The 25,708-nt window shown below is 66.2% G+C and carries 22 protein-coding genes; 11 read left to right on the top strand and 11 right to left on the bottom strand.

Annotated features, from left to right (window positions below):
* The 4 genes from carB to AC07U0_RS02280 form a co-directional block, all read right to left on the bottom strand.
* Entirely contained in the window at positions 1 to 3,297 is a 3,297-nt protein-coding gene (carB, locus tag AC07U0_RS02295; RefSeq protein WP_494718408.1) for a carbamoyl-phosphate synthase large subunit, read from the bottom strand.
* A gap of 23 nt (positions 3,298 to 3,320) precedes the next feature.
* On the bottom strand, positions 3,321 to 3,623 hold the full coding sequence (locus AC07U0_RS02290; protein WP_494718407.1) for a hypothetical protein: 303 nt from the start codon (positions 3,621 to 3,623) through the stop codon (positions 3,321 to 3,323).
* 434 nt (positions 3,624 to 4,057) lie between these two features.
* Positions 4,058 to 4,753 (bottom strand): HAD family hydrolase, encoded by a 696-nt coding sequence (locus AC07U0_RS02285; RefSeq protein ID WP_494718406.1) that lies wholly within the window; start codon positions 4,751 to 4,753, stop codon positions 4,058 to 4,060.
* A 37-nt stretch (positions 4,754 to 4,790) separates the two neighbouring features.
* The gene (locus AC07U0_RS02280; RefSeq protein WP_494718405.1) at positions 4,791 to 5,792 is read right to left on the bottom strand and encodes an acyl-CoA thioester hydrolase/BAAT C-terminal domain-containing protein; all 1,002 of its coding nucleotides are present in this window, start codon (positions 5,790 to 5,792) and stop codon (positions 4,791 to 4,793) included.
* 152 nt (positions 5,793 to 5,944) lie between these two features.
* Here AC07U0_RS02280 and AC07U0_RS02275 point away from each other — a divergent pair, with 152 nt between their 5' ends.
* The 4 genes from AC07U0_RS02275 (at position 5,945) to AC07U0_RS02260 (ending at position 9,901) form a co-directional block, all read left to right on the top strand.
* Complete coding sequence (locus tag AC07U0_RS02275; protein ID WP_494718404.1) at positions 5,945 to 6,406, top strand: DUF805 domain-containing protein; 462 nt, start codon at positions 5,945 to 5,947, stop codon at positions 6,404 to 6,406.
* A gap of 94 nt (positions 6,407 to 6,500) precedes the next feature.
* The gene (carA, locus tag AC07U0_RS02270; RefSeq protein WP_494718403.1) at positions 6,501 to 7,658 is read left to right on the top strand and encodes a glutamine-hydrolyzing carbamoyl-phosphate synthase small subunit; all 1,158 of its coding nucleotides are present in this window, start codon (positions 6,501 to 6,503) and stop codon (positions 7,656 to 7,658) included.
* Positions 7,658 to 8,611, top strand: coding sequence for a hypothetical protein (locus AC07U0_RS02265; protein WP_494718402.1), 954 nt, complete (start codon positions 7,658 to 7,660; stop codon positions 8,609 to 8,611). Before carA ends, AC07U0_RS02265 begins: the two co-directional genes overlap by 1 nt.
* 63 nt (positions 8,612 to 8,674) lie before the next feature.
* Positions 8,675 to 9,901 carry an acetyltransferase domain-containing protein gene (locus AC07U0_RS02260; protein ID WP_494718401.1) on the top strand — a complete coding sequence of 409 codons (1,227 nt, stop codon included), beginning with the start codon at positions 8,675 to 8,677 and terminating at the stop codon, positions 9,899 to 9,901.
* A 3-nt stretch (positions 9,902 to 9,904) separates the two neighbouring features.
* Here the strand turns inward: AC07U0_RS02260 and AC07U0_RS02255 are convergent, their stop codons facing one another.
* From AC07U0_RS02255 to AC07U0_RS02245, 3 genes are all read right to left on the bottom strand, one after another.
* Complete coding sequence (locus tag AC07U0_RS02255; RefSeq protein ID WP_494718400.1) at positions 9,905 to 10,174, bottom strand: hypothetical protein; 270 nt, start codon at positions 10,172 to 10,174, stop codon at positions 9,905 to 9,907.
* 211 nt (positions 10,175 to 10,385) lie between these two features.
* Positions 10,386 to 10,661: a transcriptional regulator gene (locus tag AC07U0_RS02250; RefSeq protein WP_494718399.1), complete on the bottom strand. Its 276-nt coding sequence runs from the start codon at positions 10,659 to 10,661 to the stop codon at positions 10,386 to 10,388.
* Complete coding sequence (locus AC07U0_RS02245) at positions 10,658 to 11,317, bottom strand: hypothetical protein (protein WP_494718398.1); 660 nt, start codon at positions 11,315 to 11,317, stop codon at positions 10,658 to 10,660. Before AC07U0_RS02245 ends, AC07U0_RS02250 begins: the two co-directional genes overlap by 4 nt.
* A 107-nt stretch (positions 11,318 to 11,424) precedes the next feature.
* On the opposite strand from AC07U0_RS02245, the gene dnaG reads away from it, so the two are divergent.
* The 4 genes from dnaG (at position 11,425) to AC07U0_RS02225 (ending at position 19,246) form a co-directional block, all read left to right on the top strand.
* Positions 11,425 to 13,305 carry a DNA primase gene (dnaG, locus tag AC07U0_RS02240; RefSeq protein ID WP_494719176.1) on the top strand — a complete coding sequence of 627 codons (1,881 nt, stop codon included), beginning with the start codon at positions 11,425 to 11,427 and terminating at the stop codon, positions 13,303 to 13,305.
* A gap of 94 nt (positions 13,306 to 13,399) precedes the next feature.
* A complete protein-coding gene (gene rpoD, locus AC07U0_RS02235; protein WP_494718397.1) occupies positions 13,400 to 15,352 on the top strand; it encodes an RNA polymerase sigma factor RpoD in 1,953 nt (650 codons plus the stop codon).
* Between the two features lie 389 nt (positions 15,353 to 15,741).
* Complete coding sequence (locus AC07U0_RS02230) at positions 15,742 to 16,632, top strand: hypothetical protein (protein WP_494718396.1); 891 nt, start codon at positions 15,742 to 15,744, stop codon at positions 16,630 to 16,632.
* 172 nt (positions 16,633 to 16,804) lie between these two features.
* Positions 16,805 to 19,246, top strand: coding sequence for a YecA family protein (locus AC07U0_RS02225; protein ID WP_494718395.1), 2,442 nt, complete (start codon positions 16,805 to 16,807; stop codon positions 19,244 to 19,246).
* Positions 19,247 to 19,299: 53 nt separating this feature from the next.
* Here AC07U0_RS02225 and AC07U0_RS02220 read toward each other — a convergent pair whose 3' ends face one another.
* From AC07U0_RS02220 to AC07U0_RS02210, 3 genes are all read right to left on the bottom strand, one after another.
* The gene (locus tag AC07U0_RS02220; RefSeq protein WP_494718394.1) at positions 19,300 to 21,816 is read right to left on the bottom strand and encodes a TonB-dependent receptor domain-containing protein; all 2,517 of its coding nucleotides are present in this window, start codon (positions 21,814 to 21,816) and stop codon (positions 19,300 to 19,302) included.
* Positions 21,817 to 22,124: 308 nt separating this feature from the next.
* A complete protein-coding gene (locus AC07U0_RS02215) occupies positions 22,125 to 22,631 on the bottom strand; it encodes a VOC family protein (RefSeq protein ID WP_494718393.1) in 507 nt (168 codons plus the stop codon).
* A gap of 238 nt (positions 22,632 to 22,869) precedes the next feature.
* Complete coding sequence (locus AC07U0_RS02210) at positions 22,870 to 23,079, bottom strand: flagellar basal body rod C-terminal domain-containing protein (RefSeq protein ID WP_492946954.1); 210 nt, start codon at positions 23,077 to 23,079, stop codon at positions 22,870 to 22,872.
* Positions 23,080 to 23,251: 172 nt separating this feature from the next.
* On the opposite strand from AC07U0_RS02210, the gene AC07U0_RS02205 reads away from it, so the two are divergent.
* The 3 genes from AC07U0_RS02205 (at position 23,252) to AC07U0_RS02195 (ending at position 24,983) form a co-directional block, all read left to right on the top strand.
* Positions 23,252 to 23,785: a hypothetical protein gene (locus tag AC07U0_RS02205; RefSeq protein ID WP_494718392.1), complete on the top strand. Its 534-nt coding sequence runs from the start codon at positions 23,252 to 23,254 to the stop codon at positions 23,783 to 23,785.
* Between the two features lie 36 nt (positions 23,786 to 23,821).
* Positions 23,822 to 24,142: an Mpo1-like protein gene (locus tag AC07U0_RS02200; RefSeq protein ID WP_494718391.1), complete on the top strand. Its 321-nt coding sequence runs from the start codon at positions 23,822 to 23,824 to the stop codon at positions 24,140 to 24,142.
* A gap of 82 nt (positions 24,143 to 24,224) precedes the next feature.
* On the top strand, positions 24,225 to 24,983 hold the full coding sequence (locus tag AC07U0_RS02195) for an SDR family NAD(P)-dependent oxidoreductase (RefSeq protein WP_494718390.1): 759 nt from the start codon (positions 24,225 to 24,227) through the stop codon (positions 24,981 to 24,983).
* 77 nt (positions 24,984 to 25,060) lie between these two features.
* Here the strand turns inward: AC07U0_RS02195 and AC07U0_RS02190 are convergent, their stop codons facing one another.
* Entirely contained in the window at positions 25,061 to 25,660 is a 600-nt protein-coding gene (locus AC07U0_RS02190) for a 3D domain-containing protein (RefSeq protein WP_494718389.1), read from the bottom strand.
* Positions 25,661 to 25,708 lie beyond the last annotated feature (48 nt).

The following is a 25,708-nucleotide window of genomic DNA, read 5'->3' as shown; positions in this document are numbered from 1 at the left end:
TCAGTAGGCCTGGATGGCCTTCACATCCAGTTCACCGGCCTTGATCGCCCCGATCGCCTGTGAGGCGGCGAGCGCCCCGGCGGCGGTGGTGTAGTAAGGGATTTTCATCATCAGGGCGGTGCGACGCAGGCTGAAGCTGTCCTGCAACGCCTGTTTGCCGTCGGTGGTGTTGAAGACCAGCTGGACCTCGCCGTTCTTCATTGCATCGACGATGTTCGGGCGGCCTTCCAGCACCTTCTTGACCGGGGTCACGGCCAGACCCTGTTCGGCCAGATACGTCGCCGTACCGCCGGTGGCGATGATCCTGAACCCTTGCGCGATCAGGGCGGCGACGGCTTCCTTGATGAAGGGCTTGTCGTCATCCTTGACCGAGACGAAGGCGCAGCCGGTCGTCGGCAGGGTCGTGCCGCCGCCGATCTGGGACTTGGCGAACGCGCGGGCGAAGGCGGGGGCCATGTCGGCCTCGCCGTCGCGTTTCCAGTCCAGACCCATGACCTCGCCGGTCGAACGCATTTCCGGGCCGAGGATGATGTCGACCCCGGCGAAGCGGGCGAACGGGAAGACCGCTTCCTTGACCGCGATATGATCATACGGCTTGTCGGTCAGGCCGAAGGACTTCAGCGGCACCCCGGCCATCACCTTGGCGGCGATGGCGGCGACGGGCAGGCCGATGGTCTTGGCCACGAACGGCGCTGTGCGCGAGGCGCGCGGGTTCACTTCCAGCACGAAGATGCGCGGATTGTCGGAGTGCGGCTCCTCGATCGCGAACTGGACGTTCATCAGGCCGCGCACCTTCAGCGCCCGGGCCATGGCCTCGGTCTGGCGCTTCAACTCGGCGACGACGGCCGGCGACAGCGACCACGGCGGCATCGAACAGGCGCTGTCGCCCGAGTGGACGCCGGCTTCCTCGATATGCTCCAGCACGCCGGCGACGAAGACGGTCTCGTCGTCGCACAGGGCGTCGACGTCCACCTCGGTGGCGCGGTTCAGATAGTGGTCGATCAGGACCGGATCATTGCCCGAGACCCGCATGGCCTCGCCGACATAGCGGTCGAGTCCCTCGCGGTCGTGGACGATCATCATGCCGCGGCCGCCCAACACATAGGAGGGGCGCAGGACGACCGGATAGCCGACGCGGTCGGCCTCGGCGGCGGCTTCCTCATGCGAGCGGGCCAGACCGTTCGGCGGCTGCTTCAGACCGATGTCGTTGAGCATCTGCTGGAAGCGCTCGCGGTCTTCGGCCAGGTCGATCGAATCCAGCGTCGTGCCCAGGATCGGCACGCCGTCGGCATGCAGGGCATGGGCCAGCTTCAGCGGGGTCTGGCCGCCGAACTGGACGACGCAGCCGATCAGATCGCCCTTCGAGCGTTCGACCTCGATCAGCTCCAGCACGTCCTCGGCCGTCAGTGGCTCGAAATACAGCCGGTCGGAGGTGTCGTAATCGGTGGAGACCGTCTCGGGGTTGCAGTTGACCATGATCGACTCGACGCCGATGTCGGCGAAGGCGAACGCCGCGTGGCAGCAGCAGTAGTCGAACTCGATGCCCTGACCGATCCGGTTCGGACCGCCACCCAGGATGATGGCCTTCTTCCTGTCCGAGGGCTCGGCTTCGCACTCGGGGATCTGGCCCAGGGCGCCGGTCTCATAGGTCGAATACATATAGGCGGTCGCTGAGGCGAACTCGGCGGCGCAGGTGTCGATGCGCTTGAACACGGGGCGGACCGACAGTTCGCGGCGCGCCTTGCGGACGTCGGCTTCGCTCTGGCCGGTCAACTGGCCGAGGCGGGCGTCGGAGAAGCCTTTGGCTTTCAGCTTACGGAAGTCGGCGGCGTCGGTCGGCAGGCCCTTGACCCGGACGTGGCCTTCCTCGCGCACGATGTCGGCGATCTGGCGCAGGAACCACGGCTCGTAGGAGCAGGCTGCATTGACCTCCTCGACCGTCAGGCCGTGGCGGAAGGCCTGGGCGATGACGCGGATGCGGTCGGGTGTGGGCTGACCGAGGGCGCGGATGACGGCGGCCCGGGCGGCGGCGTCATCGGGCACGTCGGAGGTGCCCTCGATCTCGATCTCGTCGAAGCCGGACAGGCCGGTTTCCAGGCCACGCAGGGCCTTCTGCATCGATTCCTGGAAGGTCCGGCCGATGGCCATGACCTCGCCGACCGACTTCATTGAAGTGCCGAGCAGGGGCTCGGAGCCCGGATACTTCTCAAAGGCGAAGCGCGGGATCTTGGTGACGACATAGTCGATGGACGGCTCGAAGCTGGCCGGGGTCACCTGGGTGATGTCGTTCTGCAGTTCGTCGAGGGTGTAGCCCACGGCCAGACGCGCGGCGACCTTGGCGATCGGGAAGCCGGTGGCCTTGGACGCCAGCGCCGACGAACGCGACACACGCGGGTTCATCTCGATGACGACCATCCGGCCGTCGGCGGGGTTGATCGCCCACTGGACGTTCGAACCGCCGGTCTCGACGCCGATCTCACGCAGGACGTTGATCGAGCCCGTGCGCATGCGCTGGTACTCTTTGTCGGTCAGGGTCAGGGCGGGGGCGACGGTGATCGAGTCGCCCGTGTGCACGCCCATCGGATCGACGTTCTCGATCGAGCAGATGATGATGCAGTTGTCCGCCGTGTCGCGGACGACCTCCATCTCATATTCCTTCCAGCCGAGGACGCTTTCCTCGATCAGCACCTCGGTCGTCGGCGACAGGTCGAGGCCGCGCAGGACGATTTCCTCGAACTCCTCGCGGTTGAAGGCGATGCCGCCGCCGGTGCCGGCGAGCGTGAACGACGGGCGGATGACGGCGGGCAGGCCGACGAACTCCAGCCCGTCCAGCGCCTCTTCCATCGAATGGGCGGCCTTGGAGCGGGGGCTTTCCAGACCCAGCTTGTCCATGGCGTCGCGGAATTTCTGGCGATCCTCGGCCTTGTCGATGACCTCGGCCTTCGCGCCGATCATCTCGACATTGTATTTCTTGAGCGCGCCGCTCGCGTCCAGCGCCAGGGCCGTGTTCAGGGCCGTCTGGCCGCCCATGGTGGGCAGCAGGGCGTCAGGGCGTTCCTTGGCGATGATCTTCTCGACCATCTCGGGCGTGATCGGCTCGATATAGGTCGCGTCCGCCAGCTCCGGATCGGTCATGATCGTGGCGGGGTTGGAGTTGACCAGGATGACGCGATAGCCCTCGGCCTTCAGCGCCTTGCAGGCCTGAACGCCGGAATAGTCGAACTCGCACGCCTGGCCGATGACGATGGGGCCGGCGCCGATGATCAGGATCGACTGGATATCTGTACGCTTGGGCATCGGGGCCTCTTGGTCTTGAAACTTTAGTGGGTCACGACCGCACACTCCCAGCCGTCGTAGTCGAGCTGGAAGGCCGCGGCCCAGGATTGCATCATGGCGGAGATGGGGGCGAAGCTGGCTTCGTCCACCGGAATGGTCGTTTCGAGGACGGTCATCTCGTCCTGGCCTCGGGTCACGAAGCCCGCGCGGCGGGCGACCTCGTTCAGGTCGTCGTGGTCGCCTTCGCCGTAGAAGTAGAACAGGGTGTGGCGCGGGGTGACGCCCGTGTCGCCATGCGTGGCGAGAGCGGCGCGGACGGCGGCGTCTTTCTCGTCATGCTCGGACATGGATCGGTCTCGCGCGAACGACCGGCGTCGCGTGGATTCGCGGCCGGGGGCGTTCAGGTTGTCGGTTAAGCGGCCCGTCTAAAGACGGGGGGGCAGGGGGGCAACCCTCTATCGTCGTTGCTGAGGCTTCCGTCCGCGGGCGGCGTGAACCCAGACCGTCGGAGTCGCACGATTTGTGACGGATTTTTGTATCGAAACAATGACTTGAGGAATTCCGGGATGGCTCTGCCCGGCGCCCTCTAAACAACGGTTACACTCTTCAACAGGCCGGGACGCTCAGCCGCGTCCGGGCCGGCGTTCATAACCATGATTTCGCATAATCTGGCAGTGTCGCGGTGGCCTGAAGATCAAGTCGCTGATTCAAAAGAAAAACATTGGCAGTATTTGGCAGTCTGTCAGTGCTTTTCACTGACAGTCCCACCTCACGCCTGCCCTCAGGCCCGTTCCGCGATCCATGCCGGAAGCTGTGCGATGGCCTCCAGCGCGCCATAACGGGGATGGCCCTCGGGCGCATCGGCCAGTTCGTGGGCCCAGGTGACGTGATAGGGGATGTGGACGCCAAAGGCGCCCGCCTCCAGCGCCGGGAGCACGTCGGACTTCATCGAGTTGCCGGCCATGACGGCCTCGGCCGGGCCGGTGCCGTGACGGTCGAAGATGCGGTCATAGGTCCCGCGATCCTTCTCCGAGACGATCTCCACGGCCACGAACAGATCGCCGAGGCCCGAGGCGGCGACCTTCCGCTCCTGATCCATCAGGTCGCCCTTGGTGATCAGGACCAGCCGGTACTTCTCCGACAGGGCGGCCAGGGCCTCGTCGACGCCCGGCAGGGTCTCGACCGGATGGGCCAGCATCTCGCGTCCGGCGGCCAGGATCTCGCGCACCACCTCCGGCGGGGCGCCGCCGTCGCACAGCTCCATCGCCGTCTCGATCATCGACAGGGTGAAGCCCTTGATGCCGTAGCCGTAGAGGCGAAGGTTGCGCCGCTCGACCTCGGCCAGCCGGGTCTCGATGGTTTCGAGGTCGCCGTGGTCGTCCAGCAGGTCGACGAAGCGGGCGTGGGTCAGGCGGAAGATGGTCTCGTTGTGCCAGAGGGTGTCATCGGCATCGAGGCCTACGGTCGTGATGGTCATAGGCGGCTCCTAGGCCCGGGAGCCGCCCCGTTTCAAGTCAGTTCAGGGCTTCGCGCAGGAAGGCGAGGACCCGGGGCCAGCCGTCATTGCGGGCCGCGACCAGGCCCGGGACGGTGCCGCCGAGTGAGGTGGCGCGCTGCAGGCCGGGCGCATCGGGCGAAACCGGGATGCCGAAGGCGGCATGGCCGGCGTCGGGATAGGCGATGTTGACCACCGGATACGCGAAATGATGGTCCTTCAGCCGCTGCACCACCTCGCCGGCCATGCGCGAGGAGGGCCACAGGCCGTCGGCCTGACCCGAGATCATCATCACCGGGCCGTGGATGTTCTCCACCGCGATCCGGGCTTCCGCAGGCGCCGCCGTCAGGCTGTCGTTGTAGAGGTTGAAGACGCCGGTGAAGCCCTTCGACAGGTCGTAGTGGGTGTAGGGCAGGGGCTGGCCATCGGCGGTCCAGGACGACCCGACCGGACCGCCGGCCATGTCGATCCCGGCCCAGACCACGCTGGACGGCACGCCGACGACGACCGCGCCGATCTGCGGCTCGCGGCTGGCGATCAGCAGGGCCAGCTCGGCGCCCTTGGAGATGCCCATGACGGCGACGGGGCCGTGGATCTCGGGTCGGGCCCTGAGCCAGGCGAGGGCGCGGCCGACCGGTTCGATCGGGACCTGATCCAGCTTGGCCTGCTGACCGGGCTCGCCGAAGTAGGAGACGGCGATGGCGGCGAAGCCCTCATCGGCCAGATGCCGCGCCAGACCGCGCGATCCGCCGAGCCCGCCCTCGGAGCCGCCCAGAACGATCACCGCGCCTGCCGAGATCTGCGATCCGGCGACGGGAGCGAAGTATTCGGCGACCAGGCCGTCCTCGCGAATGACCACGGTCGCCGGACGGGCGGTGGGAGCGGTCGCCTGTTGGACGGCGGGCGCCGGCGGGGTCTGGGCCGCAGCCATCGTGCCGGTCAGGACGAAGGCCCCGAACAGGACGGCGGACAGGGCCGCGGAGGCGCTGACGAAGGACGCGACGGGCAGGGCGTTGGGCATTTCAATCTCCATCTATGAAGAACTTTGAAACACAAAGTCTATGGCCAGTCAACCGCCCTCCGAGGTTACGGCGACTTCACTGGCGGTTTGGCCGACCCGTGTTAGCGTTTGATGCGACGGCGCTCGCCGTCGGAGCGAGACAGAGAACCGCGATGAAGGATTTCCTGAAGGCCTACACCCGCTACGCCGAGTTCGAGGGGCGGTCGGATCGCAAGGAGTTCTGGTACTATGTGATCTTCTATCTGGTCGTCAGCGGCATCCTGTCGATCATCGATGAGACCCTGTTCGGCGGCGGGATGATCGGTATCGGCGGGCCCGGCTGGGCCCAGAGCCATTGGGATGGGGGCGGACTCTGGCAATGGGGGTGGGGCTGGAACTGGGGCATCCACGACAAGGGGCCCCTGACGTCGATCTTCAGCCTGATCTCCCTGATCCCGTCGATCTCGGTCAGCGTGCGCCGGCTGCACGACACCAACCGGTCCGGATGGCATTTCCTGTTCTGGCTGCTGCCGGTCGTCGGCTGGATCTTCCTGTTGATCTGGTATTCCCAGAAGGGCGACCCGGTCTCCAACGCCTATGGCGAGCCGCCGGTCGGCAGCCAGCTGGAGCTCTGAATGCGGGTCTCGCAGGGCCGCCGTTGACCCGGCGGCCCGCGATGAGTAGTGACGCCGCCGTTTGCTCGCCGGGATTCGGTGCTAAGGAACGGCCATGACCACTCAACTGCTTCCCGGCTGCACCGGCGTCCTCGCTCTGGCCGACGGAACCATCCTGCAAGGGATCGGCGTCGGCGCCGTCGGCACGGCGCTGGGCGAAGTCGTCTTCAACACCGCCATGACGGGCTATCAGGAGATCCTGACCGACCCGTCCTACATGAGCCAGATCCTGGCCTTCACCTTCCCCCACATCGGCAATACCGGGGTGAACGTCGAGGACATCGAACAACTGGGCGGCGGATCCGACACCTCGGCGCGCGGCGCCATCTTCCGCGACCTGCCGACCGATCCCGCCAACTGGCGCAGTGAATCCAGCTTCGACGCCTGGATGAAGCGCCGCGGCGTCGTCGGTCTGGCCGGCGTCGATACGCGCGCCCTGACCAAGATCATCCGCGACAAGGGCGCGCCCCACGCGGTCATCGCCCACGATCCGGAAGGCAAGTTCGACCTCGAGGCCCTGGTCGCGCAGGCGAAGGCCTGGACCGGTCTGGTTGGCCTCGACCTCGCCAAACCCGCCTCGACGCTTCAGTCGTTCGAATGGGACGAGAGCCTCTGGGCCTGGCCCGAGGGCCACCCGAAGACCGAAGGCCGCAAGACCGTCGTGGTTGTCGACTATGGCGTGAAGCGCAACATCCTGCGGGCCCTGGCCTCGACGGGCGCGAAGATCACCGTCGTCCCCGCCACGACCTCGGCCGAGGACATTCTGGCTCGCAATCCCGACGGCGTGGTCCTGTCCAACGGTCCGGGCGATCCGGCCGCGACCGGCGAATACGCCGTGCCCGAAATCCAGAAGCTGGTCGAAAGCGGCAAGCCGGTCTTCGGCATCTGCCTGGGCCACCAGATGCTGGCGTTGGCGCTGGGCGCCACAACGGTCAAGATGGAGCAGGGCCACCACGGCGCCAACCATCCGGTCAAGGACCTGACGACCGGCAAGGTCGAGATCGTCTCGATGAACCACGGCTTCACCGTCGACCGCGACAGCCTGCCCGACGCGGTCGCCGAGACCCACGTCAGCCTGTTCGATGGCACCAACTGCGGCATCGAGCTGAAGGGCCGCCCGGTGTTCAGCGTCCAGCACCACCCCGAAGCCTCGCCCGGGCCGACCGACAGCCTTTATCTGTTCGACCGGTTCTCCGCCCTGATGGACGCCTGATGGCCTTGCCGTCCGCGAAGTCAGCCTATCTGGGCTGGCTCTCGCGCGCGCTGAAGCCTGACGGCAGCGGGTTGCCCAAGGTCAGTGGCGACCTCGTTCTGGGCTACGGCACCGGCTATGACGCAGCCGACATCGCCCCCTTCGTCCTGTCGCTGCGGGCCGTGTTCGACGGGAGCGTGGCCCTGGTCGTCGATGACCGGCCGGACCTGAAAGCCTTCCTCGACCAGCACAACGTCATCGCCGTCCATCCGCAGCATCTGGACGGCTGGGAGCCGCATGCCGTCATGGCCCGGTTCGCGGCCTTCGACCGGCTGCTGGGGCAATGGCCCGAGGTGAAGAGCGTCCTGATCACCGACGTGCGTGACGTCATCTTCCAGGCCGCCCCGTTCGCGCCTGCGCCCGAACGGCTCGAGGCCTATGTCGAGTACGAGGACGGGGTCCTCGGCGACCACGACTTCAACATGAAATACCTGCGGGCCCTCGCCGGCGACGATCTGGCCGAGGCGATCGCCCAGAAGCCCTGCATCTGCGTCGGCACCGTCATGGCCCCGCGCGAGGCCATGATCCGCTTCTGCCGCACGGTGATGATGCTGGCGGCCATTCCCCGTTCCGAGCTGGGCGGCGCCTTCGGGGCCGATCAGGCGGCCTGCAATCTGGCGGTCCACATGGGGCTGGTCGAGGCGGAGATCCGCCCCAACTACGGGCGCATCGCGACCCTTGGTCTGACGAGGACGGAAACGCTCGGCTGGTCGGACGGCAAGGTCACCAATCCCGGCGGCGGCTGGAGCGCCATCGTCCACCAGCACGACCGGCATCCGGCCCTGGCCACCGCCGTCCACGCCCGCTGGGGCGGGGGGCTGGAACACCGCGTCCGGGTGCAGAAGAAGACCTTCGCCCAGCGGCTCGATAAGCAGACCCAGTCGATCCGTCGCCGGCTTCCCGAGCTCCGGTAACGGCGTCTGGCCAATCCCCGGCCGTGACGGCAGAGTAGGGCATCGCCTTCGAGGGGGAGCTCGATGACCGCCACCGCCGAACGTCCGCTGGACGCGCCCCTGACCGCTCCGGCTTCGGGCGGGGTCATGCGATCGGGCGCGTCCCGTCTGGACGCCATCGACCTGCTGCGCGGTCTGGTGATCTGCATCATGGTGCTGGATCACGTGCGCGACTACTTCCATGCCAGCGGCCAGTTCGACCCTCTCGATCTGTCGGTGACCAACCCGGTCCTCTATGCGACGCGCTGGATCACCCATTTCTGCGCCCCGACGTTTGTGTTTCTGGCGGGCGTCTCGATCTGGCTGCAGGCGTCGCGCGGCAAGACGGGCTGGGCCCTGTCGCGATTCCTGCTGACGCGCGGCCTGTGGCTGATCCTGCTGGAGCTGACCGTGATCGGCTTCGCCTGGCAGTTCCAGGGCTACTCCCTAGTCTTCCTGCAAGTCATCTGGGCCATCGGCGCCTCGATGGTGGTGATGGCGGCCCTGATCTGGTTGCCGGTCAATGTCCTGCTGGCGCTGGGGATCGTCATTCTGGTGGGGCACAATCTGCTGGATCCGATCCAGCCCCAGGCCTTCGGCGCCGCCGCGCCGGTCTGGATGGCGGTGCATACGCAAGGGATCGCCCCGCTCGGCAAGTTGCCGATCCTGTTCGCCTATCCCTTCGTGCCCTGGCTGGGGATCATGCTGTTCGGCTATGGCTTCGGCCGGGTGTTCGACCTGCCCGAGACGAAACGACGCCGCACACTGACCCTTGTCGGTCTCGGCATGATCGCCGCTTTCGTCGTGCTGAGAGCGCTGCAGATCTATGGCGACCCCAATCCCTGGCAGATGCAGGACGCCCCGTGGAAGACGGTCGCGGACTTCATGGACGTGCGCAAATATCCGCCGTCGCTGCTCTATGCCCTGATCACCCTCGGGCCGGTGCTGGTGTTTTTGCCCTGGCTGGAGCGGGTGAGGAGCCTGCCGGCGCGTTTCCTGCTGCCGTTCGGACGTGCGCCCCTGTTCGCCTATGTGCTCCACATCTATGTGGCGCACGGGCTTCTGCTGCTGATCGGGACGGCGACGGGCCGGCCGCTTGAGGCCTTCATCAACCCCTTCTTCGACCCGCAGCCGTCAGGGCAGGGGTGGGGACTGCCGCTGATCGCGGTCTATGCCGTGTGGCTGCTGGTGCTGGCCATTCTCTACGGCCCGGTACGCTGGTTTGCAGGCGTGAAGGCGCGCCGCCGCGACTGGTGGCTGGGGTATTTGTAGCGACTACGGGATCGGCGCAAAGCTGCGGTCCTCGCAGCGCAGGGCGCAGGCCTTGCGGATCGCGGCTGGGGCGGCGCTGAACCAGTATTGGGCGTCGTCGTCGCGGTGGGCGTGTTTTCGCTCCAGTCCGCGAAGCCGCCTGAGCGCCGCGTTCTCCAGCAGGCGCGCATGCAGGGCGCGGGGCGAGAGTTCGGCGATGGCGGGAGAACCGGGGACGGCGACGGCGTCGGGGCCAGTGGGTTCCACCGCCGGACGGGCGATAGAGATAAACATCGGTCGTCTTTCAGTCGTATCGAGATTGCGACGCCGACCGCGTCCTGGCCCCGGGGCGCCCGCCATTCTTTCTGGGCGGGTCGGTATGGTTAATCCACAAGGTCTGTGGATTGTTCCGATGTGTCCATAAAAATATGCGTGAAATCAGGCAGTTATGGTCACGCTTTTAACTATATGGTTAACAAGAGATTAACGGCGGCGCTAACGGTGATCAGCCCAGACGGTCCAGATGGGCGGCCCAGGCGGCGCGGCCCGTAGCGGTCAGATTGATCCGTGTCCGGGGCTTTCTGCCGAGAAATCCGCGACCTAGCTCGACGTATCCTGCGCCTTCCAGCCGCTGCAGATGGCTGGAGAGGGTGTTGTTGGCCAGCTCAAGCGCGGCGGCCAGTTCGGTAAAATCCGCGGCGCCCCGATCCGATAAATAGGCGAGGACGCCGGTGCGAATTCGGTTCGACAGCAGCGGATCGCCCTCGAAAGGGGCGTTCACCGCGCCCTCTGACGCATCAGGATGACCGCCGGGAGGAAGGCGAGGAACAGCAGGCAGGCTGCGGCGAGCGGCAGAGCCGGGGGCGAGTTTCCGATGATCGCCATGCCGATCGCCGCCCCGAAACTGCCGATCGCGACCAGAAGCAGCCACCGGCGGTCATTCAGAATAGCCGTCACCCACCAGGCGGCGCCCCACAGGGTGAGGAGCACCGATGGCAGCAGATAGGCGGCATAGACGGCATCGGTCGACAGCTGGTCCTCGGTGAATATCCGAAAGCCGACCACCATTGTGATCATGGCGATGAAGGCTGCGCTCCAGGTCGCGGTCGCCGCACGGCTGAGGCGGACGCGGTTGGGGCCGAGGGTTCGCCAGACGGTCCAGATGAGGGTGACGAGGAAGAGGATGTGGGCGGCGAAGACGCTGAGGTTGAGCGCCTGGACGATCGGACCGGCTTCGGCGCGACCTGTCGCGGGACCGGGAAGGCCTTCGATGGCGATGCCGATGAGGATGGCCAGCAGGGCGAACCCGTACCCGCCGCCGAACACCGCCATCAGCAGAAGGAAGGGCGCGGGCTCGCCGCGACCGGCGCTGGCCAGGCGCTTTAGATAGGCGAGGTCGCTCTCGTCGGAGGAGGTCGGCGTGACGGTGTCAGACATCGGGGTTCTCCGGTTTCGGTTTGACTACTTTCAATTGTAAAGTTGTCGAGTCAAGAGGGGGCGGTCAGCGGCCTCGCTTGTCGGGCTATCGGGCGCTATGGTCGGGGGTGCGCTTCGACGAACGCTTTCTTGAAGAACTGAAGGCCCGCCTTCGCCCGTCCGACGTGATCGGCCGGTCGGTGAAGCTCAAGCGTCAGGGACGCGAGTGGGTGGGTCTGAGCCCCTTCTCGAAGGAGAAGTCACCGTCCTTCTTCGTCAATGACGACAAGGGCTTCTTCCACGACTTCTCCTCGGGCAAGCACGGCGACGTCATCTCCTTCCTGCAGGAGGTCGAGCGGCTGTCGTTCCCGGAGGCGGTCGAGCGTCTGGCCGCCGAGGCCGGGATGCAGATGCCGGCCGAGGACCCCCAGGCCGCCGAGCGCGAGCAGAAACGTCAGGGTCTGTCGGACTGGATGGACCTGTCGCAGAAATGGTTCGCCGCCAATCTGCGCCGTTCGGCGGGCAAGGCCGCGCGCGAATACTTGGAGCGCCGCGGCCTGCCCGAGGACCAGTGGGAGCGGTTCGGCCTGGGCTATGCGCCCAACGACCGCGAGGGATTGAAGAACGCCCTGATCCAGCGCGGCGCCAAGCCGGGCGAACTGGTCGAGGCCGGGATGCTGATCTCTCCGGAAGGGGGTGGCGCGCCCTATGACCGGTTCCGCGACCGGCTGATGTTCCCGATCCTCGATGCGCGGGGTCGGATCGTCAGCTTTGGCGGCCGGGCCATGAACCCCGACGACCGGGCCAAATATCTGAATGGTCCGGAGAGCCCGCTCTTCCACAAGGGCGCGACCCTCTACGGCCTGCCCGAGGCGCGGCGCATTCTCGGCGCGGAATCGAAGTCGACCCAGGCCATCATCGTGGTCGAGGGCTATATGGACGTCATCGCCTGCCAGCGCGCGGGCCTGCCGGCCGTGGCGCCAATGGGCACCGCCCTCACCGAGGAGCAGATGGAGCGGCTGTGGCGGGTCTCGTCCGAGCCCGTGCTCTGTTTCGACGGCGACGGCGCCGGCCAGCGCGCCGCCTATCGCGCCATCGAACGCGCCCTGCCGCTGCTCAAGCCCGGCCGGTCCTTCCGCTTCGCCCTGCTGGAAGGCGGCCAGGACCCCGACGACATCTTGCGCGACAAGGGGGCGCCGGCCCTGCGTCAGGCGATGAGCGAGACCAAACCCTTCGCCGAGGTTCTGTTCAAGCGCGAGGTCGAGGCCGAGCCACTGGACACGCCCGAGCGCAAGGCCGGACTCAAGGGGCGGCTGCGCCAGGCGGCGGCGGCCATCCAGGACAAGGATCTGGCCGAACAATACCGCCGCGAGATGTTCGAGCGGTTCGACGCCCTCTTCCCCTCCGGCCGCAACGCGCCCCAGTCGCAGCGTCCTCAGCAGGGCGGGCCAGGGGGGCGCTGGCGCGGGCCGCCGCCCAAGCTCGGCCAGACCGCCGAGGGCGCCGAGGCCATGCAGTCGCTGAGCCGTTCGATCGAGCCCGTCGCCGCCGCTTTGGCCCACGGCGCCATCGACGATCCGGAGAGGATGGACGACCATCTGGAGGCGATCGCCTCGCACGGGTTCGGCGATCATGCGCTGGACGGCCTGGCGCAAGAACTCGTCCGCCTTCGGTTTAGCGGCCAAACCCTTGACAGTGCGGCATTGCGACGCCATCTGGCCGCTTCGGGACACGATGCTTTAGTGCGCGAGGTCGAGAAGGCGGCGGCAAAGTCCGGCGCGCCTTTCCTGGCCGCAAATGCGCCCCTCGCCGAAGCAAGGGTCCGGTGGTCGCAAGCGTTCGACGCTCTGACTCGCGTGGCGGGGCTGGAGAAGGCGCTGGCGTCAGCGAAGTCGAATGCCGAACAGGCTTTCGACGCCTCCGCCTTCAGTCGTCTGAAGGCGGAACGCGACGTATTGCGGCGAGCCATCAAGACCGGGACGATTTGGGAAGACGAGGCCTCTTCGTAACAAACGAAGGCCGGGCGCGTTCTCTTTTGGAACGGATGTTGCATTTTTGCCGAGGGGTCTGGCGGCCTCTGAATCGGCTGGAGACAGAGACTTAATGACCGATACGCAGGAACCTGCTGAGACCTCGTCCGACGGGCCGCTGCTCGACCTTACGGATGCGGGCGTCAAGAAGTTCATCAAGCAGGCCAAGGCCCGCGGCTATGTCACGATGGAGGAGCTGAACAAGGTCCTGCCGTCGGAAGAAGTCACGCCCGACGCCATCGAAGACACTCTGGCGATGCTGTCCGAAATGGGCGTCAACGTCGTTGAGGCGGAAGAGGACGCGGCCGAGAGCTCGGGCGGCGAGGTCGCCGAGCGCGCCGAGACCCAGATCTCCGACGAAAACGCCAAGCCGACCTATGACCGCACCGACGATCCGGTACGGATGTATTTAAGGGAGATGGGGAGCGTCGAGCTTCTCTCCCGCGAGGGCGAAATCGCCATCGCCAAGCGGATCGAGGCCGGCCGCGACGCCATGATCTCGGGTCTCTGCGAAAGCGCCCTGACGTTCGAGGCCATCATGGTCTGGCGCGACGAACTGGCCAACAACCGCATCCTGCTGCGCGAGGTCATCGACCTGGACGCCACCTATGGCGTGATCAACCCGTCGTCCCTGCCGCACAACCAGCCCCAGGCCGGCATCCCCGGCCAGCCCCAGCCCGCCGCCGCCGAACCTGAAGAGGGCGCGGCCGAGAAGCCCGAGGGCGAGGACGAGGAGGACGAAGATTTCGACGACGGCGGCGGCATGTCGATCTCGGCGCTGGAAGCCGAGCTGCGCGACGGCGTCATGGAGACGCTGGACGCCATCGCCTCGGACTTCGACGCCTTCCGCAAGCTGCAGGAGCGGCTGGTCGAAACGCGCCTCAAGGGCGAGGACCTGAACGCCAAGGACCGCAAGGCCTATGAGACCCTGTCGGTCGGCATTTCGGACCGGCTGAAGACGGTCAAGCTGAACAACAACCGCATCGAGGCCCTGGTCGAGCAGCTGTACGCGATCAACAAGCGGCTGATCGGTCTGGAAGGCCGTCTGCTGCGCCTGGCCGACAGCTACGGCATCTCGCGTCCCGAGTTCCTGAAGTCCTACTTCGGCAAGGAGCTGGACCCGAACTGGACCGAGGCCGTCAAGGAAATGGGCGTCCGCTGGACCAAATTCTCGGACAACGAAGCCGCCCAGATCCACAAGATCCGCATGGATGTCGCGGCCGTGGCGGTCGAGGCCGGCCTGCCGATCGACGACTACCGCCGCATCGTCCAGACGGTCCAGAAGGGTGAACGCGAAGCCCGTCAGGCCAAGAAGGAAATGGTCGAGGCCAACCTGCGCCTCGTCATCTCCATCGCCAAGAAATACACCAACCGCGGCCTGCAGTTCCTTGATCTCATTCAGGAAGGCAACATCGGTCTGATGAAGGCGGTCGACAAGTTCGAGTACCGCCGTGGCTACAAGTTCTCGACCTACGCCACCTGGTGGATCCGTCAGGCGATCACCCGCTCGATCGCCGACCAGGCGCGGACCATCCGTATCCCGGTGCACATGATCGAGACGATCAACAAGATCGTCCGCACCAGCCGCCAGATGCTGCACGAGATCGGCCGCGAGCCGACCCCGGAAGAGCTGGCCGAAAAGCTGGCCATGCCGCTGGAGAAGGTCCGCAAGGTCCTGAAGATCGCCAAGGAGCCGATCTCGCTCGAAACCCCGATCGGGGACGAGGAAGACAGCCACCTGGGCGACTTCATCGAGGACAAGAACGCCATCCTGCCCATCGACGCGGCGATCCAGTCGAACCTGCGCGAGACCACCACCCGCGTGCTGGCGTCCCTGACGCCGCGCGAGGAACGCGTCCTGCGCATGCGCTTCGGCATCGGCATGAACACCGACCACACCCTTGAAGAGGTCGGCCAGCAGTTCTCGGTCACCCGCGAACGCATCCGCCAGATCGAGGCCAAGGCGCTGAGGAAGCTCAAGCACCCGAGCCGGTCGCGCAAGCTGCGGAGCTTCCTGGACAGCTGATCCGGGGTTCGCAAAGACGATCAGGGGCCGTCCGAAAGGGCGGCCCTTTTTCTTTGCCATCACTGCCATTTGTCATCCCGGCCGCAGCGAAGCGGAGAGCCGGGACGGGACGCCGCTGCTCCCCATCGATCCCGGTCGGCCCGCAGGGCTGAACCGGGAGACCGCCGCGGCCACGACGATCGCTCCGGATGAGCTGCGCTCTCCGGAGCGGGGGTGTTGAGCGGGGTTTGCGTCCCCGATCTTCGCTTCGCTTCGTCGGGGATGACAAGGTCCTCCCTTCCACAGAGTGACCAATCCGGATCGTCAAACGCGCCAATTGTTTTGACCAATCCCGCCAACCTCGTCTGCCTGCGACCGATACCGACGTTCCGCCAACTCACGGTCATCCCATGACCCAGAGACGCGAAATCAAGCAGAGGTCCCAAAAGGTCTGGGATGCGGCGAAGGAGGCCTATCTGGCCGGAGAGACGGCGGCCTCGGTCGCGCGGCGGTTCGACGTGGGCTACGGCAATCTGCGCTATCGGGCCAATGCCGAGGGCTGGACCCGCAGGGCGACGATGGCTGCGAAGGCCGAGGCGGACGCCGAGGAGGCGATCCGCATCGCGGGCCGGGCGGACGAGGTCGCCGAGCCCGCCGCGATCGTGGCGAGGCCGGCCACGGCGCCGGGCGCGGCCTTGCCGCTCCCGGCCGATCCCTTCGTCGATTTCGACATCCATTGCCCCGTCCCCGAAAAGGCCACTCCCGGCGAGGCGCTGGAGGCGGCGGTGCGCCGCGCGGGGCGCCGGCTGGCGCAGGGGCGGGCGCGCGAAGCGCTGGACCTGCTCAAGGCGGCCGAGGCCATGGCCCAGATCACCGGCTCGCGCCTGCCGACGATGGAGGAGATGGAGGCGGCCGATCATGAGTCGTCGCGCATCAGCGACGCCGTCGTCATCGCCATCGAACAACTGGCCGCCTTCCTGGCCGAGACCCTGCTGACGCCCAAGATCGATCCCCTGCCGGGCTTCGAACATTTCCACCTCGACTGGCGCGCCCGCTGGGCGACGCCGGACTCCGCCACCATCGACGCCGACCGCGAACGGATCTGGGCCACCGGCCGCGAGGACCTGATCGCCCTCTATGACGAGGAGGGAAACCTTCGGCCCCGTCCTTGCCCCGACGCCGAAACCCTGTCCGAGGCCCTGAACCTGATCACCGTCCGGAACATCACCCGGAAGTACGGCAACTTCCGCGAGGGGATCGAGACGATGATCGCGGCGATCCGGAGCGGGGAGGGGCGGTGAGCGGCGACGTCCACCGAGGCGTCACCGGCGGGGCCAGCCGCGACTGGACCGCCGGCGGCCGCCTGAAACCCGTCCCGGTCCCTTGACGGCTTAAGGTGTCGCCTTACCTCCCCGTGCCGGATTTGTCATTTGTGGGCGAAACCAGCGTATCCACACCGAAGGAAACTAACACTTGGGCAGGAAGAGCAAGGCGGGGCGCGCGCGCAACCGGCCGGACGAGATGTTCTCGGCTGGACCGTTCGATTTCGCGCGAAAAGGCCGTGTGGTCATCGCTCGCAACCGGATGTCACCAGCTCAGCAGGCCGAGGCGACTCGGAGGGCCGCTGCTCTCTATCCGGAGGTGGTGGCGGACATGCAGGCGCTGGTGGATGCGATCGCCGAGCGCGTCGCGGGCCTGCCGCCTGACCAGTTATTGCAGCGCGCTTGGTATGGCTTCTTCATGGCCCAGTTCGCGGGCGGGGAGGATGCGGACGCGGGCCGAAGCGACGGCATCGACCTCCGCATGATCGACTACGTCCAAAGCGTCATCGCCGCGGTCCCGCCGCGCATGCCCTATGCCGATGAGGTGTCCGACGAGGATTTCGCGGCTCTGCGCCATGATGTGGCGGCCCTGTTCTCGAAACTTGCGTTGGACTTTCCGATGGCGCGCACAGCAGCGCGCCAGCTTGCGGATCCGGACTTGGACATGGAGTTGGAAGGGTTCCAAGTGAAGGCTGAATTGTTGTGGGCCAATGTCCGTGGCCACAGATTCCAGAACCATGAGCGGGAAGCCCTGCAAGCACTGTTGGAGCCGCACTCGGCCGTGTTGCAACGGCTGTTCGGTCTGGACGCCGCAGGTCTGGCCCGAGAAGCGGAGAACATCCAGTCGGCTCTCACCCGAGGGATGCATGACGCGACCGTGGACTTATCCGCCTTCCACGAGGAGAGCTTGAAGCGGATGCAAGAGGCCTTAGAGGCCGGCGTCGTCGCAGACGGCGATCACCCCATGGCCGTGGTGATGGCGGACCAGGAATTTGCCGCACGCGGTCGTGACGTCATGGGACGGTTCATGGGCTTGGACCTCTTCGAGGTCGAAAAGACTTCGGCCCTGCCCCAAGTGCTGCGCGATGCCCTCAGCTGGGCCCCCGGCGAGGAAACCGACTTCTTCGCCCCCGGTGAGGACAAGGGGTGGCCGCTGCGGGTCTGGCCCACGATGATGCGGCCGTTCCTGCGGTTCGGCGGACGAACCTTGTGTTTCGATCGCTATGCGCTCTTCGACCATCTGTACCGGGCCCTGCAGCGTATCGTACTCGGTCTTGAACCCGGTTACCGAGTGGCTTGGAACGACGGCCAGATGGCGGCCAGCGAGGATCTGCCGTTTGAGCGGCTAGGTCAGCTGCTCCCCGGCGCAACGCGCATCCAGTCGATCTACTATCGCTGGGCGCCCGACGGTGGGGCTGCCCAATGGCATGAGGCCGACGGGATCCTGGCCTATGACGGTCATCTGTTCATCATCGAGATCAAAGGCGGCGCCTTCACCTGGACCTCGCCCACGACGGACCTGCCGGCGCATCTGGCCTCGCTGCGTGCCCTCGTCGCCCGACCAGCTGAGCAGGGATCGCGCTTCTTCGACTATCTGCGCAGCCGCGACGAGGTACGGATCTTCGACGCCGATCACAACGAGATCGGCCGCTTGCGCCTGTCCGACTACCGCCACGTGAGCCTGTGCGCGGTCACTCTGGATGCTTTCACCGCACTGGCGGCCCGCGCCCAACACCTGCGCACGGTCGGTGTCGATGTAGGCGCACGGCCCGTTTGGGCCCTGTCGCTGGACGACCTGCGGGTCTTCACTGATCTGTTCGCAAATCCGCTCGACTTCCTGCATTTCACTGAGCAGCGGATGCTTGCGGCGGCGTCGCCCGATGTCGATGTGGACGACGAGCTGGACCACCTCGGCCTCTATTTGCGGGAAAATCACTACAGCGCCTATGCCCGTTCGCTAGCTGAACACGGCGGGATTCCGCGTTTCGACGGCTACGCTGCGCCGATCTACGCCTTCTATGCAGGGCTGCTGAGGGATGAGGCTCCAGAGCCACCACGACAGGAACGTCCAGCGCTGTTCGACAACATCCTCGCCGTGCTTGACCGCAAGGCTGAACCCCGGCGCTCGGAAATCTCTAGCCTTCTTCTCGATCTGGCAGATGACGATCGTTCGGATTTGGCTGGGAAAGTTGCCCAAGCGCTGATCGATCAACCGGTGGAGCGCCGCTCAAAACCCCTGTCCTTTTATGGCGAGATCCCGCTGACGGTCTATGTCTGGTCACCCTCCGCTCTGCGAGATGCGAACGCCGCCCGTGAGCACGCTGAAAACGTCGCGGCGGCGGCGGGTGAAGGCGAACGGGTGTTGCTGGAACTGCAGTTTGGCCCCGGCGGTGCCTTGGTCAATCTGCACTGGAGCCGCATCGCTCTGAACGCGCTCGGCGTCGAACGACGGGCCGAGCTGCATCGTGCGGGCGAGGCTTTGGTCAACCGTCGCCTCGCTGAGGCGAAAGCGAAGGGTGCGATCGGGCGTAACGCCTCATGCCCATGCGGAAGCGGATCGAAATACAAGACTTGTCATGGTCGGCGCGCGTAGACACGCAACCTTTAAGCGGCGGCCCCTCCCGAGGCCGCCGCTCTTCACCCTGATCAGAAGTCCATCCGCGCCGACAGCGAGATCGTCCTGCCGTTCGCCGCTCGCCCCAGACCCACGCCGTTCGCGGGAACCGACGGCGTCGTGATCTCGATCCAGGCGACCTCGTCGAAGAGGTTGTTGGCGTTGAGCATGAGCTGGACGCGTTCGACGGGGCGGTACTGGAGGAAGGCGTTGACCAGCAGATAGCCGGGGACGGTCATGATGTCGTTGTCGGTGGCGTAGCTGCTGGTGGCGCCGATGAGGTTGGCGCCGATGGTGACGTAGCGGTTCTGGTACTGGGGCGTGGCCTGGTACATGAAGTCGGGCTGGCGACGCGGGACCATGCCGTTGACGGTGGGGTTCAGCTTGTCGTCGACGATCTCGGCCTGGGTCCAGGTGACGCCGGCGGTCAGGCTGAAGGGGCCGTGCTGGACGGCGCCCTCGGCCTCGACGCCGTAAGCGGTGTAGTTGCGGTCGGTGGTGATGGCGCCGGCCTGGACGTTGGTGTCCTCGGTGTCGGCCGAGAAGCCGGTGACGTTCAGGGTCAGGTTGGCGCGGCGGTATTTGAAGCCGCCCTCCAGCTGTTCAACGATGTCATAGCCGTCGGCCTCGTCGGGCATGGAGCCGTCGACGGTGCTGACCTTGGACGAATAGAGGATCTTGTCGGCGCCCGCGCGGGCGCCGCGGCTGTAGCGGGCGAAGACGGCGAAAGGCTCGGCGACGCGGAAGTTCACGCCGGTCGAATAGCTGAGATAGCCGTAGTCGTAGTCGACGGGCGCGGGGCTGCCGAGCGGGGTGACGGCGGTCTTGCCTTCGGCGACCGAGATGACGCCGTCGCCGTTGAAGTCATAGCCGATGATGCCGACGCGGCCGCCGCCGAGGTCGGCGCCGTAGAGCTGGCCGCTGACGTCGCCCTGGTCCCAGCGCAGGCTGCCGCCGACCGAGAAGCGGCCGAAGCGGTAGTTGAGCGAGCCGTAGGGGGCGACGATATTGTACTCGACGTCGTATTTGCGGCGGTAGAAGGCGGTATTGCCCGAGCGGTTGAAGCCGAGGTAGCCGCCCTGGGTCTGGGGAATGCCGCCGGCGTTGGTCCAGTTGATCAGGGCCGAGGAGCCGTCGGCGCCGACCAGCTGGATGTGGTTGCCGTAGAGCCAGTCGCTGCCGAGGTTCTGGATCGAGTTGTAGAGGCCGGCGGTGACGGTCAGCTCATTGCCGCCGACCTCGAAAGCGCGGCTGGCGCGGATGTCGTTGATGAAGTTGTCGAGCTTGGTCGCGTCGATACGGTTCAGCGAGCTGGCGACCACCAGGCCGTTGCCGTTGACGGTGGCGAGGTTGGGGATGACCTGACCGGCGAGCGGGCCGGTGGCGTAGCTGAAGGTCCCTGTGCCGGCGCCCAGTGAGGCGGGCAGGGCGTTGCCGGCATAGACGGCCGAGATCAGGTTGCGGGTCGTGCCGCCCGAGATCTGCGAATAGCGGGCGCGCTGGGTGATGGTCCAGTCGTCGACGGTGAACTGGCTCTCCAGACCGATCGACTTGACGTTGGCGTTCATGCCCGTGTCCATCGGGATCACGGTCGGGTTGTTGGAGCCGTCCAGGGTGATGACGCCGGGGAGGTAGCCGGACAGCATCGAGTCCTTGCGGACGTCGAAGCCGTTGAAGCTCTCGAAGGTCGGGTCGTCGTTCGTGCCGGTGATGCGCACGGGACCGGACAGGTACTGGGGCGACTTGTCGTTGAGGTATTTGCCCGACAGGCGGACATAGCCGCCGGTGAAGGTCTTCGTGAGGTTGAACTTCAGCTGGCCGCCTTCGAAGGCCTGGTAGCCGACGTCGCGCGGGCCTTCGCCGGAGCGGTAGAAGCCGCCGACGTGGAAGCGCAGGGTGTCGCTGAGCGGGGCGCCGTAGTCGAAGTCGACGCGGTTGGTGTCGTAGTCGAGGCCGGTGGTGATCTGGATGGCGCCGCCCTTGACGTCGCCGGTGCGCGACAGAAGGTTGATCACGCCGCCGGGCGAGTTGGAGGCGAAGGTCGACGACGATCCGCCGCGGATCGCTTCAATGGCCGCAAGGTTGAAGTCGGCGCGAATGAAGATGTCCGAAGCGACGTTGAAGAAGTCGCCGAACTCGAGGACCGGCAGGCCGTCTTCCTGGATCTGCATGTATTTGGAGCCGCTGGACGCCAGGGGCAGGCCGCGGATGGTGTAGGCCGAGTTGCCGTCGCCGGTGGAGGACTCGGTGCGGATGCCCGGGATATTGCGGATGATGTCGGCCAGGGAGCGGGCGCCGAGCAGCTGAATCTCGTTCTGCCTCAAGGCGCTGGTCGAGGTCGCGCTGTCGAGGCGGTCACGGCCGCGGGCCACGCCGGTCGAGAAGACGGCCTCGGCGGGGGCGGCGGCGGGCGGGCGGGCGGCGGGGGACTGGGTCTGGATCGCTTCGCCGGAAGCGGCCGTGTTTTCGACTTCGGCGGCATTGGCCGCGCTGAACGCTGACGCCAGAACAACTGGCGCAAACGCCAGCAACAGTGATTTGGTCTTCATGGTTTGTCCCCCGGATTAAGAACCGCTTCCGAGCGACATGGAACAAGAAGGATAATCAGCGATTAACCGAACATAGTTTCGTCGCAGAGTTCGACATAACCTAAGTATTACTACGTAACGATACAACTTCCGTCTATATGAACGGCGATAAGTCTTGAAGGCTCGGCCCTGGCAACCGATCAGGGGCAGAAATCATCAGTTCTGTCGGATTGTGGTCACATTTGAGGGGGCGCCGACGGGCGTAGCCCCGGGACGAAAATGGCGGCCCCTCCCCGGACCGCCGTTTTCGCCCCCTCAGACTTCGGGCCTCAGGCGTTTTCGAGCGTGCGTTCCTGCGGCTGGTGGCTGTCCAGGGCGCGGTTCGGGTCGGCCATGTCGGTCACGGCGTTGGCGAAGCCCAGGTATTCCTCGGCGAACGCCGGGGTGAGGGCCTCGACCAGCCAGGCGTTCTCGATCCAGACCTCGACGACGTGGAAATGGCCGCCGCGGTCGCAGACGAAGCTCTCCCAGCCGCGGGCCTCGGCCATCGCGTGGATGGTCTCGGCCGAGTGCTCCACGCTGACGGCGAAATGGGTGGGCGAGCGTTCCGGCCCGGAGGCAGGGTTCTGAATGAAGATGGAGCCAGGCTCGCCGTTCGGGATCATGACAGTTCCGGCAGGATAGATCTCGACGGCGGTGCCCTTGCCGTCGGCCTTGAAGACCATGCGGCTGCCGGGGTTGGGCGGGAAGTCGACGGACACGCCGCCGATCAGTTCGGCGAAGAAGTCGGCGACGGCGTTGGGATCGCGGGCGCTGACGGACAGGTGGTGGATCATCGTAGGGTCTCCTCGGAGTGGGCAAGGCTCCGCCGGGGCGTGCGAAAGGGTTCGCCGCCTGAAGGTCGGGACTGGCCGCTGTTGATGGATCTCGCAGGCCACAGGGCGCTGCGAGGCCGGGAGAACTACGGTCGCCGACCCCGGGTCTCAACTTAAATGGCTGTCATGAGCCCTTATTAACCTCGGCCATAAGACGGCCCCGAAATCGGACCGAATTCGGCAGGCGGTCGGACGGGGCTCAGGCGAAGATGTCGAGGATAGCGCCGACCATGTCATCGGCGGTGCGCCGGACGGCCGCGTTCGCCTTGAAGGCCGTCTTGGCCTCGATGCGTTCGACGGTTTCTTCCGCCAGATTCTCCAGCGGATTGGCGGCCGTGCGCGCCGCGCTGCCCTCGAAGCGGACGAGGGCGGTCGACATTCCGGCGCTGGCGATCGAGGCGGCGTTCATGGGAAGCGAGACTATTGCGAACAGGCTTAAGCGGCCGTGTGCGAAGGTGGTGAACCGGCTCAGGTGTTTACCCGATCCTTTCGGAGAACGGCGTGCGGCTTGTGCGGCCGGTCCGGGCGGTGCAGGGTTAATCCGCCGGGGGGCGTCCACGAGGGTGGAGGAGAGGGCGGCCATGTTCAGTGGAGCGCATCTGAAGCGGCGGCTGGGCCAGTATGGCGCCGCCTGGGTGATCGGGTTTCTGGTCTCGGGCGCGGGCATCCTGATCGGCTGCCTGTTCATGGACATGATGGCGGCGGCGGATTGGGTGCTGCCGTTCGTGCTGGGCGGGGTCGGGCTGGCGCTGGGCGTCGGTGTCGTGATGACCTTGCTGTCGAACCAGACCGTCGGAACGAAGCTGGCGGTCGTGCTGCTGGCCCTGCTGCTGGTGCTGCCTCTGCTGTGGGCGCCGGTGTCGGCGGCGGTCGTGATCGCCTTCTTCGCCGACCGGTCGATCGAATATTCGCAGGTCTATGCCGGCTTCCAGATCGGGATCAGCCGGGTGCTGTTCCCGATCAGCGAATGGGTGCTGGGCGGCGCCGTGTTCCAGAGCGTCTGGCAGGCGTTCCAGATCGTGGCCTCGGTGGTCGGCTTCTTCTCGGCCCTGGCCAATATCTGGCCGATCATCCGGCGGGTGCTGGGACCGGAGCCCGGGCGAGAGGCGGCCTGATTTGCATCGGACCCGACAGGAGCGCAGGTTTCACCCATGAGCACCCAGCCCGCACCCGGCGAACGCTACGCCTCGTTCGAAGCCTTCTACCCGTACTATATCCACGAGCACTCCAACCGGATGTGCCGGCGGATCCATGTGGTCGGCACGGGGCTGGTGATCCTGACCTGGGTGCTGGGGCTGACGGTCAGCCTGTGGTGGTTCGCGGCCAGTCCGGTGGTGGGCTACGGCTTCGCCTGGGTCGGGCATTTCTTCTTCGAAAAGAACAGGCCCGCGACCTTCCAGTATCCGCTGTGGAGCCTGATGGGCGATTTCCGCCTGTTCTTCGAGACGGTCAGCGGCAAGCGGAAATTCTGAAACCGTAAGTGTTCCTGATGGCGGTTACGCCAGCTGTCTGACAGGTCCATATCCAGCGCTCCCCCACTGAAGGAGCGTATTGATGGAACAGGAACTCAAGGGCCAGGTCATTGTCGTGACGGGCGGCGCCAGCGGCATCGGGCGCGACGCCTGTTTCGCCCTGGCCGGCAAGGGCGCCGACGTGGTGGTCGCGGACTTCAATGAAGAGGGCGCGAAAGCCGTCGCCGAAGAGGTTCGGGCTCTGGGTGTGAAGGCCGAGGCCTTCAAGGTCGATGTGTCGAAGGCCGAACAGGTCGAGGCGCTCGTCGATTTCGCCGTGACCACCTTCGGCACACTGAGCGGCATGTTCAACAACGCCGGGGTCAGCAAGGTGCAGTCGCTGCTGGAGATGGATCCGGCGTCGTACCTGAAGGTCATCGAGGTCGATCAGCACAGCGTCTATTACGGCCTCCACTATGGGGCGAAGGCGATGGTGAAGCTGGGGGTGAAGGGGGTGTTCGTGAACACCGCCTCGATCTACGGCTCGGTCGCCGCCAAGGGCAGCTTCAACTACAACGCCGCCAAGTCGGCCGTGATCGCCATGACCCGGTCCGGCGCGCTGGAGCTGGCCGAATACGGCATCCGCGTTGCAGCCGTGGCGCCGGGCTTCATCGAGACGCCGATGATGGGCCAGCTTGACGATACAGCCCGTGCGGCCCTCGCCAGCCAGCACGTGACGCACCAGTTGATCCATCCGGAGAAGGTGGCCAGCGTCGTGGCCTTCCTGTTCACCGATGCGGCCTCGGCCATCAACGGCTCGACCGTCGCGGTCGACGACGGCTTCCTGGCCTTCAAGGTCTAGAAGACAGGCGTCTGAAAACAGAAAGGGCGGCCGGTTCGCACCGGCCGCCCTTTTCCGTGTCGCCCTGAAAGAGCGGTTTAGTTCGACGCCATCTGCAGCGGCGCCGCCGGGGCGGTCGTGGCGGGCGGGCAGCCGTCGAAGGCGCCAACCCGGACGATGGTCAGGGTGGCCTGGTTGAGGCGGCGGGCCTGGCGCATCGAGGCGCGGCCGTTGCCGGTGTAGAGATCGACGCGTTCGCCCTTGATCGCGCCGCCGGTGTCGGAGGCGTACCAGTAGCCGTCGTGGATGGTGCCGTCGGCCAGACGCATGCCGACCGTCTCACGAATGAAGAGTTTGGTGCGGCGGGGAATGACGCGGGGATCGGTGGCCACGGTGCGCATGGCTACCGGGCGGCAGCCCAGGCTGTCGTTGCCCGTCGCTCCGCCGCCGCCTGCATGATAGAGGCTGGCGTGGGCGTTCCAGTCGGGATCTTCGGCCATCAGCTCGGCCTGTTCAGGCGTGAGATTGGCGATCGCCACCGCATCCGTATCCGTGTCGCCGTTGGAACCGATCGTCGTATCCGGGGTTTCCGAAGCAGTCCGCTCGTGAGCGACGACCGCGTCGTAAGCGACGGGCTCGCCCATGGCCGAAGAGGCGAGGGCGGCAAGAGAGACGATGGCGGCGACGGCGAAACGCACGGGCAAGGCTCATGGCGGCGCCGACCGGGAACCATGGCGGCGCGTGCT

It is taken from the genome of Brevundimonas sp. GW821-FHT02A10, assembly GCF_059422025.1.
The sequence above is the reverse complement of the archived record's forward strand: the minus strand, read 5'-3'. Positions and strand labels throughout refer to the sequence as shown.

Bases quoted from the DNA above. Each gene is read 5' to 3' on its own strand.
- AC07U0_RS02285 (WP_494718406.1), bottom strand. From the start codon at position 4,753: ATGACCATCACGACCGTAGGCCTCGATGCCGATGACACCCTCTGGCAC.
- AC07U0_RS02280 (WP_494718405.1), bottom strand. From the start codon at position 5,792: ATGCCCAACGCCCTGCCCGTCGCGTCCTTCGTCAGCGCCTCCGCGGCC.
- AC07U0_RS02210 (WP_492946954.1), bottom strand. From the start codon at position 23,079: ATGAACGCCGCCTCGATCGCCAGCGCCGGAATGTCGACCGCCCTCGTC.
- AC07U0_RS02195 (WP_494718390.1), top strand. From the start codon at position 24,225: ATGGAACAGGAACTCAAGGGCCAGGTCATTGTCGTGACGGGCGGCGCC.
- AC07U0_RS02220 (WP_494718394.1), bottom strand. From the start codon at position 21,816: ATGAAGACCAAATCACTGTTGCTGGCGTTTGCGCCAGTTGTTCTGGCG.
- AC07U0_RS02260 (WP_494718401.1), top strand. From the start codon at position 8,675: ATGACCGCCACCGCCGAACGTCCGCTGGACGCGCCCCTGACCGCTCCG.
- AC07U0_RS02215 (WP_494718393.1), bottom strand. From the start codon at position 22,631: ATGATCCACCACCTGTCCGTCAGCGCCCGCGATCCCAACGCCGTCGCC.
- AC07U0_RS02205 (WP_494718392.1), top strand. From the start codon at position 23,252: ATGTTCAGTGGAGCGCATCTGAAGCGGCGGCTGGGCCAGTATGGCGCC.
- carA (WP_494718403.1), top strand. From the start codon at position 6,501: ATGACCACTCAACTGCTTCCCGGCTGCACCGGCGTCCTCGCTCTGGCC.
- AC07U0_RS02275 (WP_494718404.1), top strand. From the start codon at position 5,945: ATGAAGGATTTCCTGAAGGCCTACACCCGCTACGCCGAGTTCGAGGGG.
- AC07U0_RS02245 (WP_494718398.1), bottom strand. From the start codon at position 11,317: ATGTCTGACACCGTCACGCCGACCTCCTCCGACGAGAGCGACCTCGCC.
- AC07U0_RS02200 (WP_494718391.1), top strand. From the start codon at position 23,822: ATGAGCACCCAGCCCGCACCCGGCGAACGCTACGCCTCGTTCGAAGCC.
- carB (WP_494718408.1), bottom strand. From the start codon at position 3,297: ATGCCCAAGCGTACAGATATCCAGTCGATCCTGATCATCGGCGCCGGC.
- AC07U0_RS02290 (WP_494718407.1), bottom strand. From the start codon at position 3,623: ATGTCCGAGCATGACGAGAAAGACGCCGCCGTCCGCGCCGCTCTCGCC.
- AC07U0_RS02265 (WP_494718402.1), top strand. From the start codon at position 7,658: ATGGCCTTGCCGTCCGCGAAGTCAGCCTATCTGGGCTGGCTCTCGCGC.
- AC07U0_RS02230 (WP_494718396.1), top strand. From the start codon at position 15,742: ATGACCCAGAGACGCGAAATCAAGCAGAGGTCCCAAAAGGTCTGGGAT.
- AC07U0_RS02255 (WP_494718400.1), bottom strand. From the start codon at position 10,174: ATGTTTATCTCTATCGCCCGTCCGGCGGTGGAACCCACTGGCCCCGAC.
- rpoD (WP_494718397.1), top strand. From the start codon at position 13,400: ATGACCGATACGCAGGAACCTGCTGAGACCTCGTCCGACGGGCCGCTG.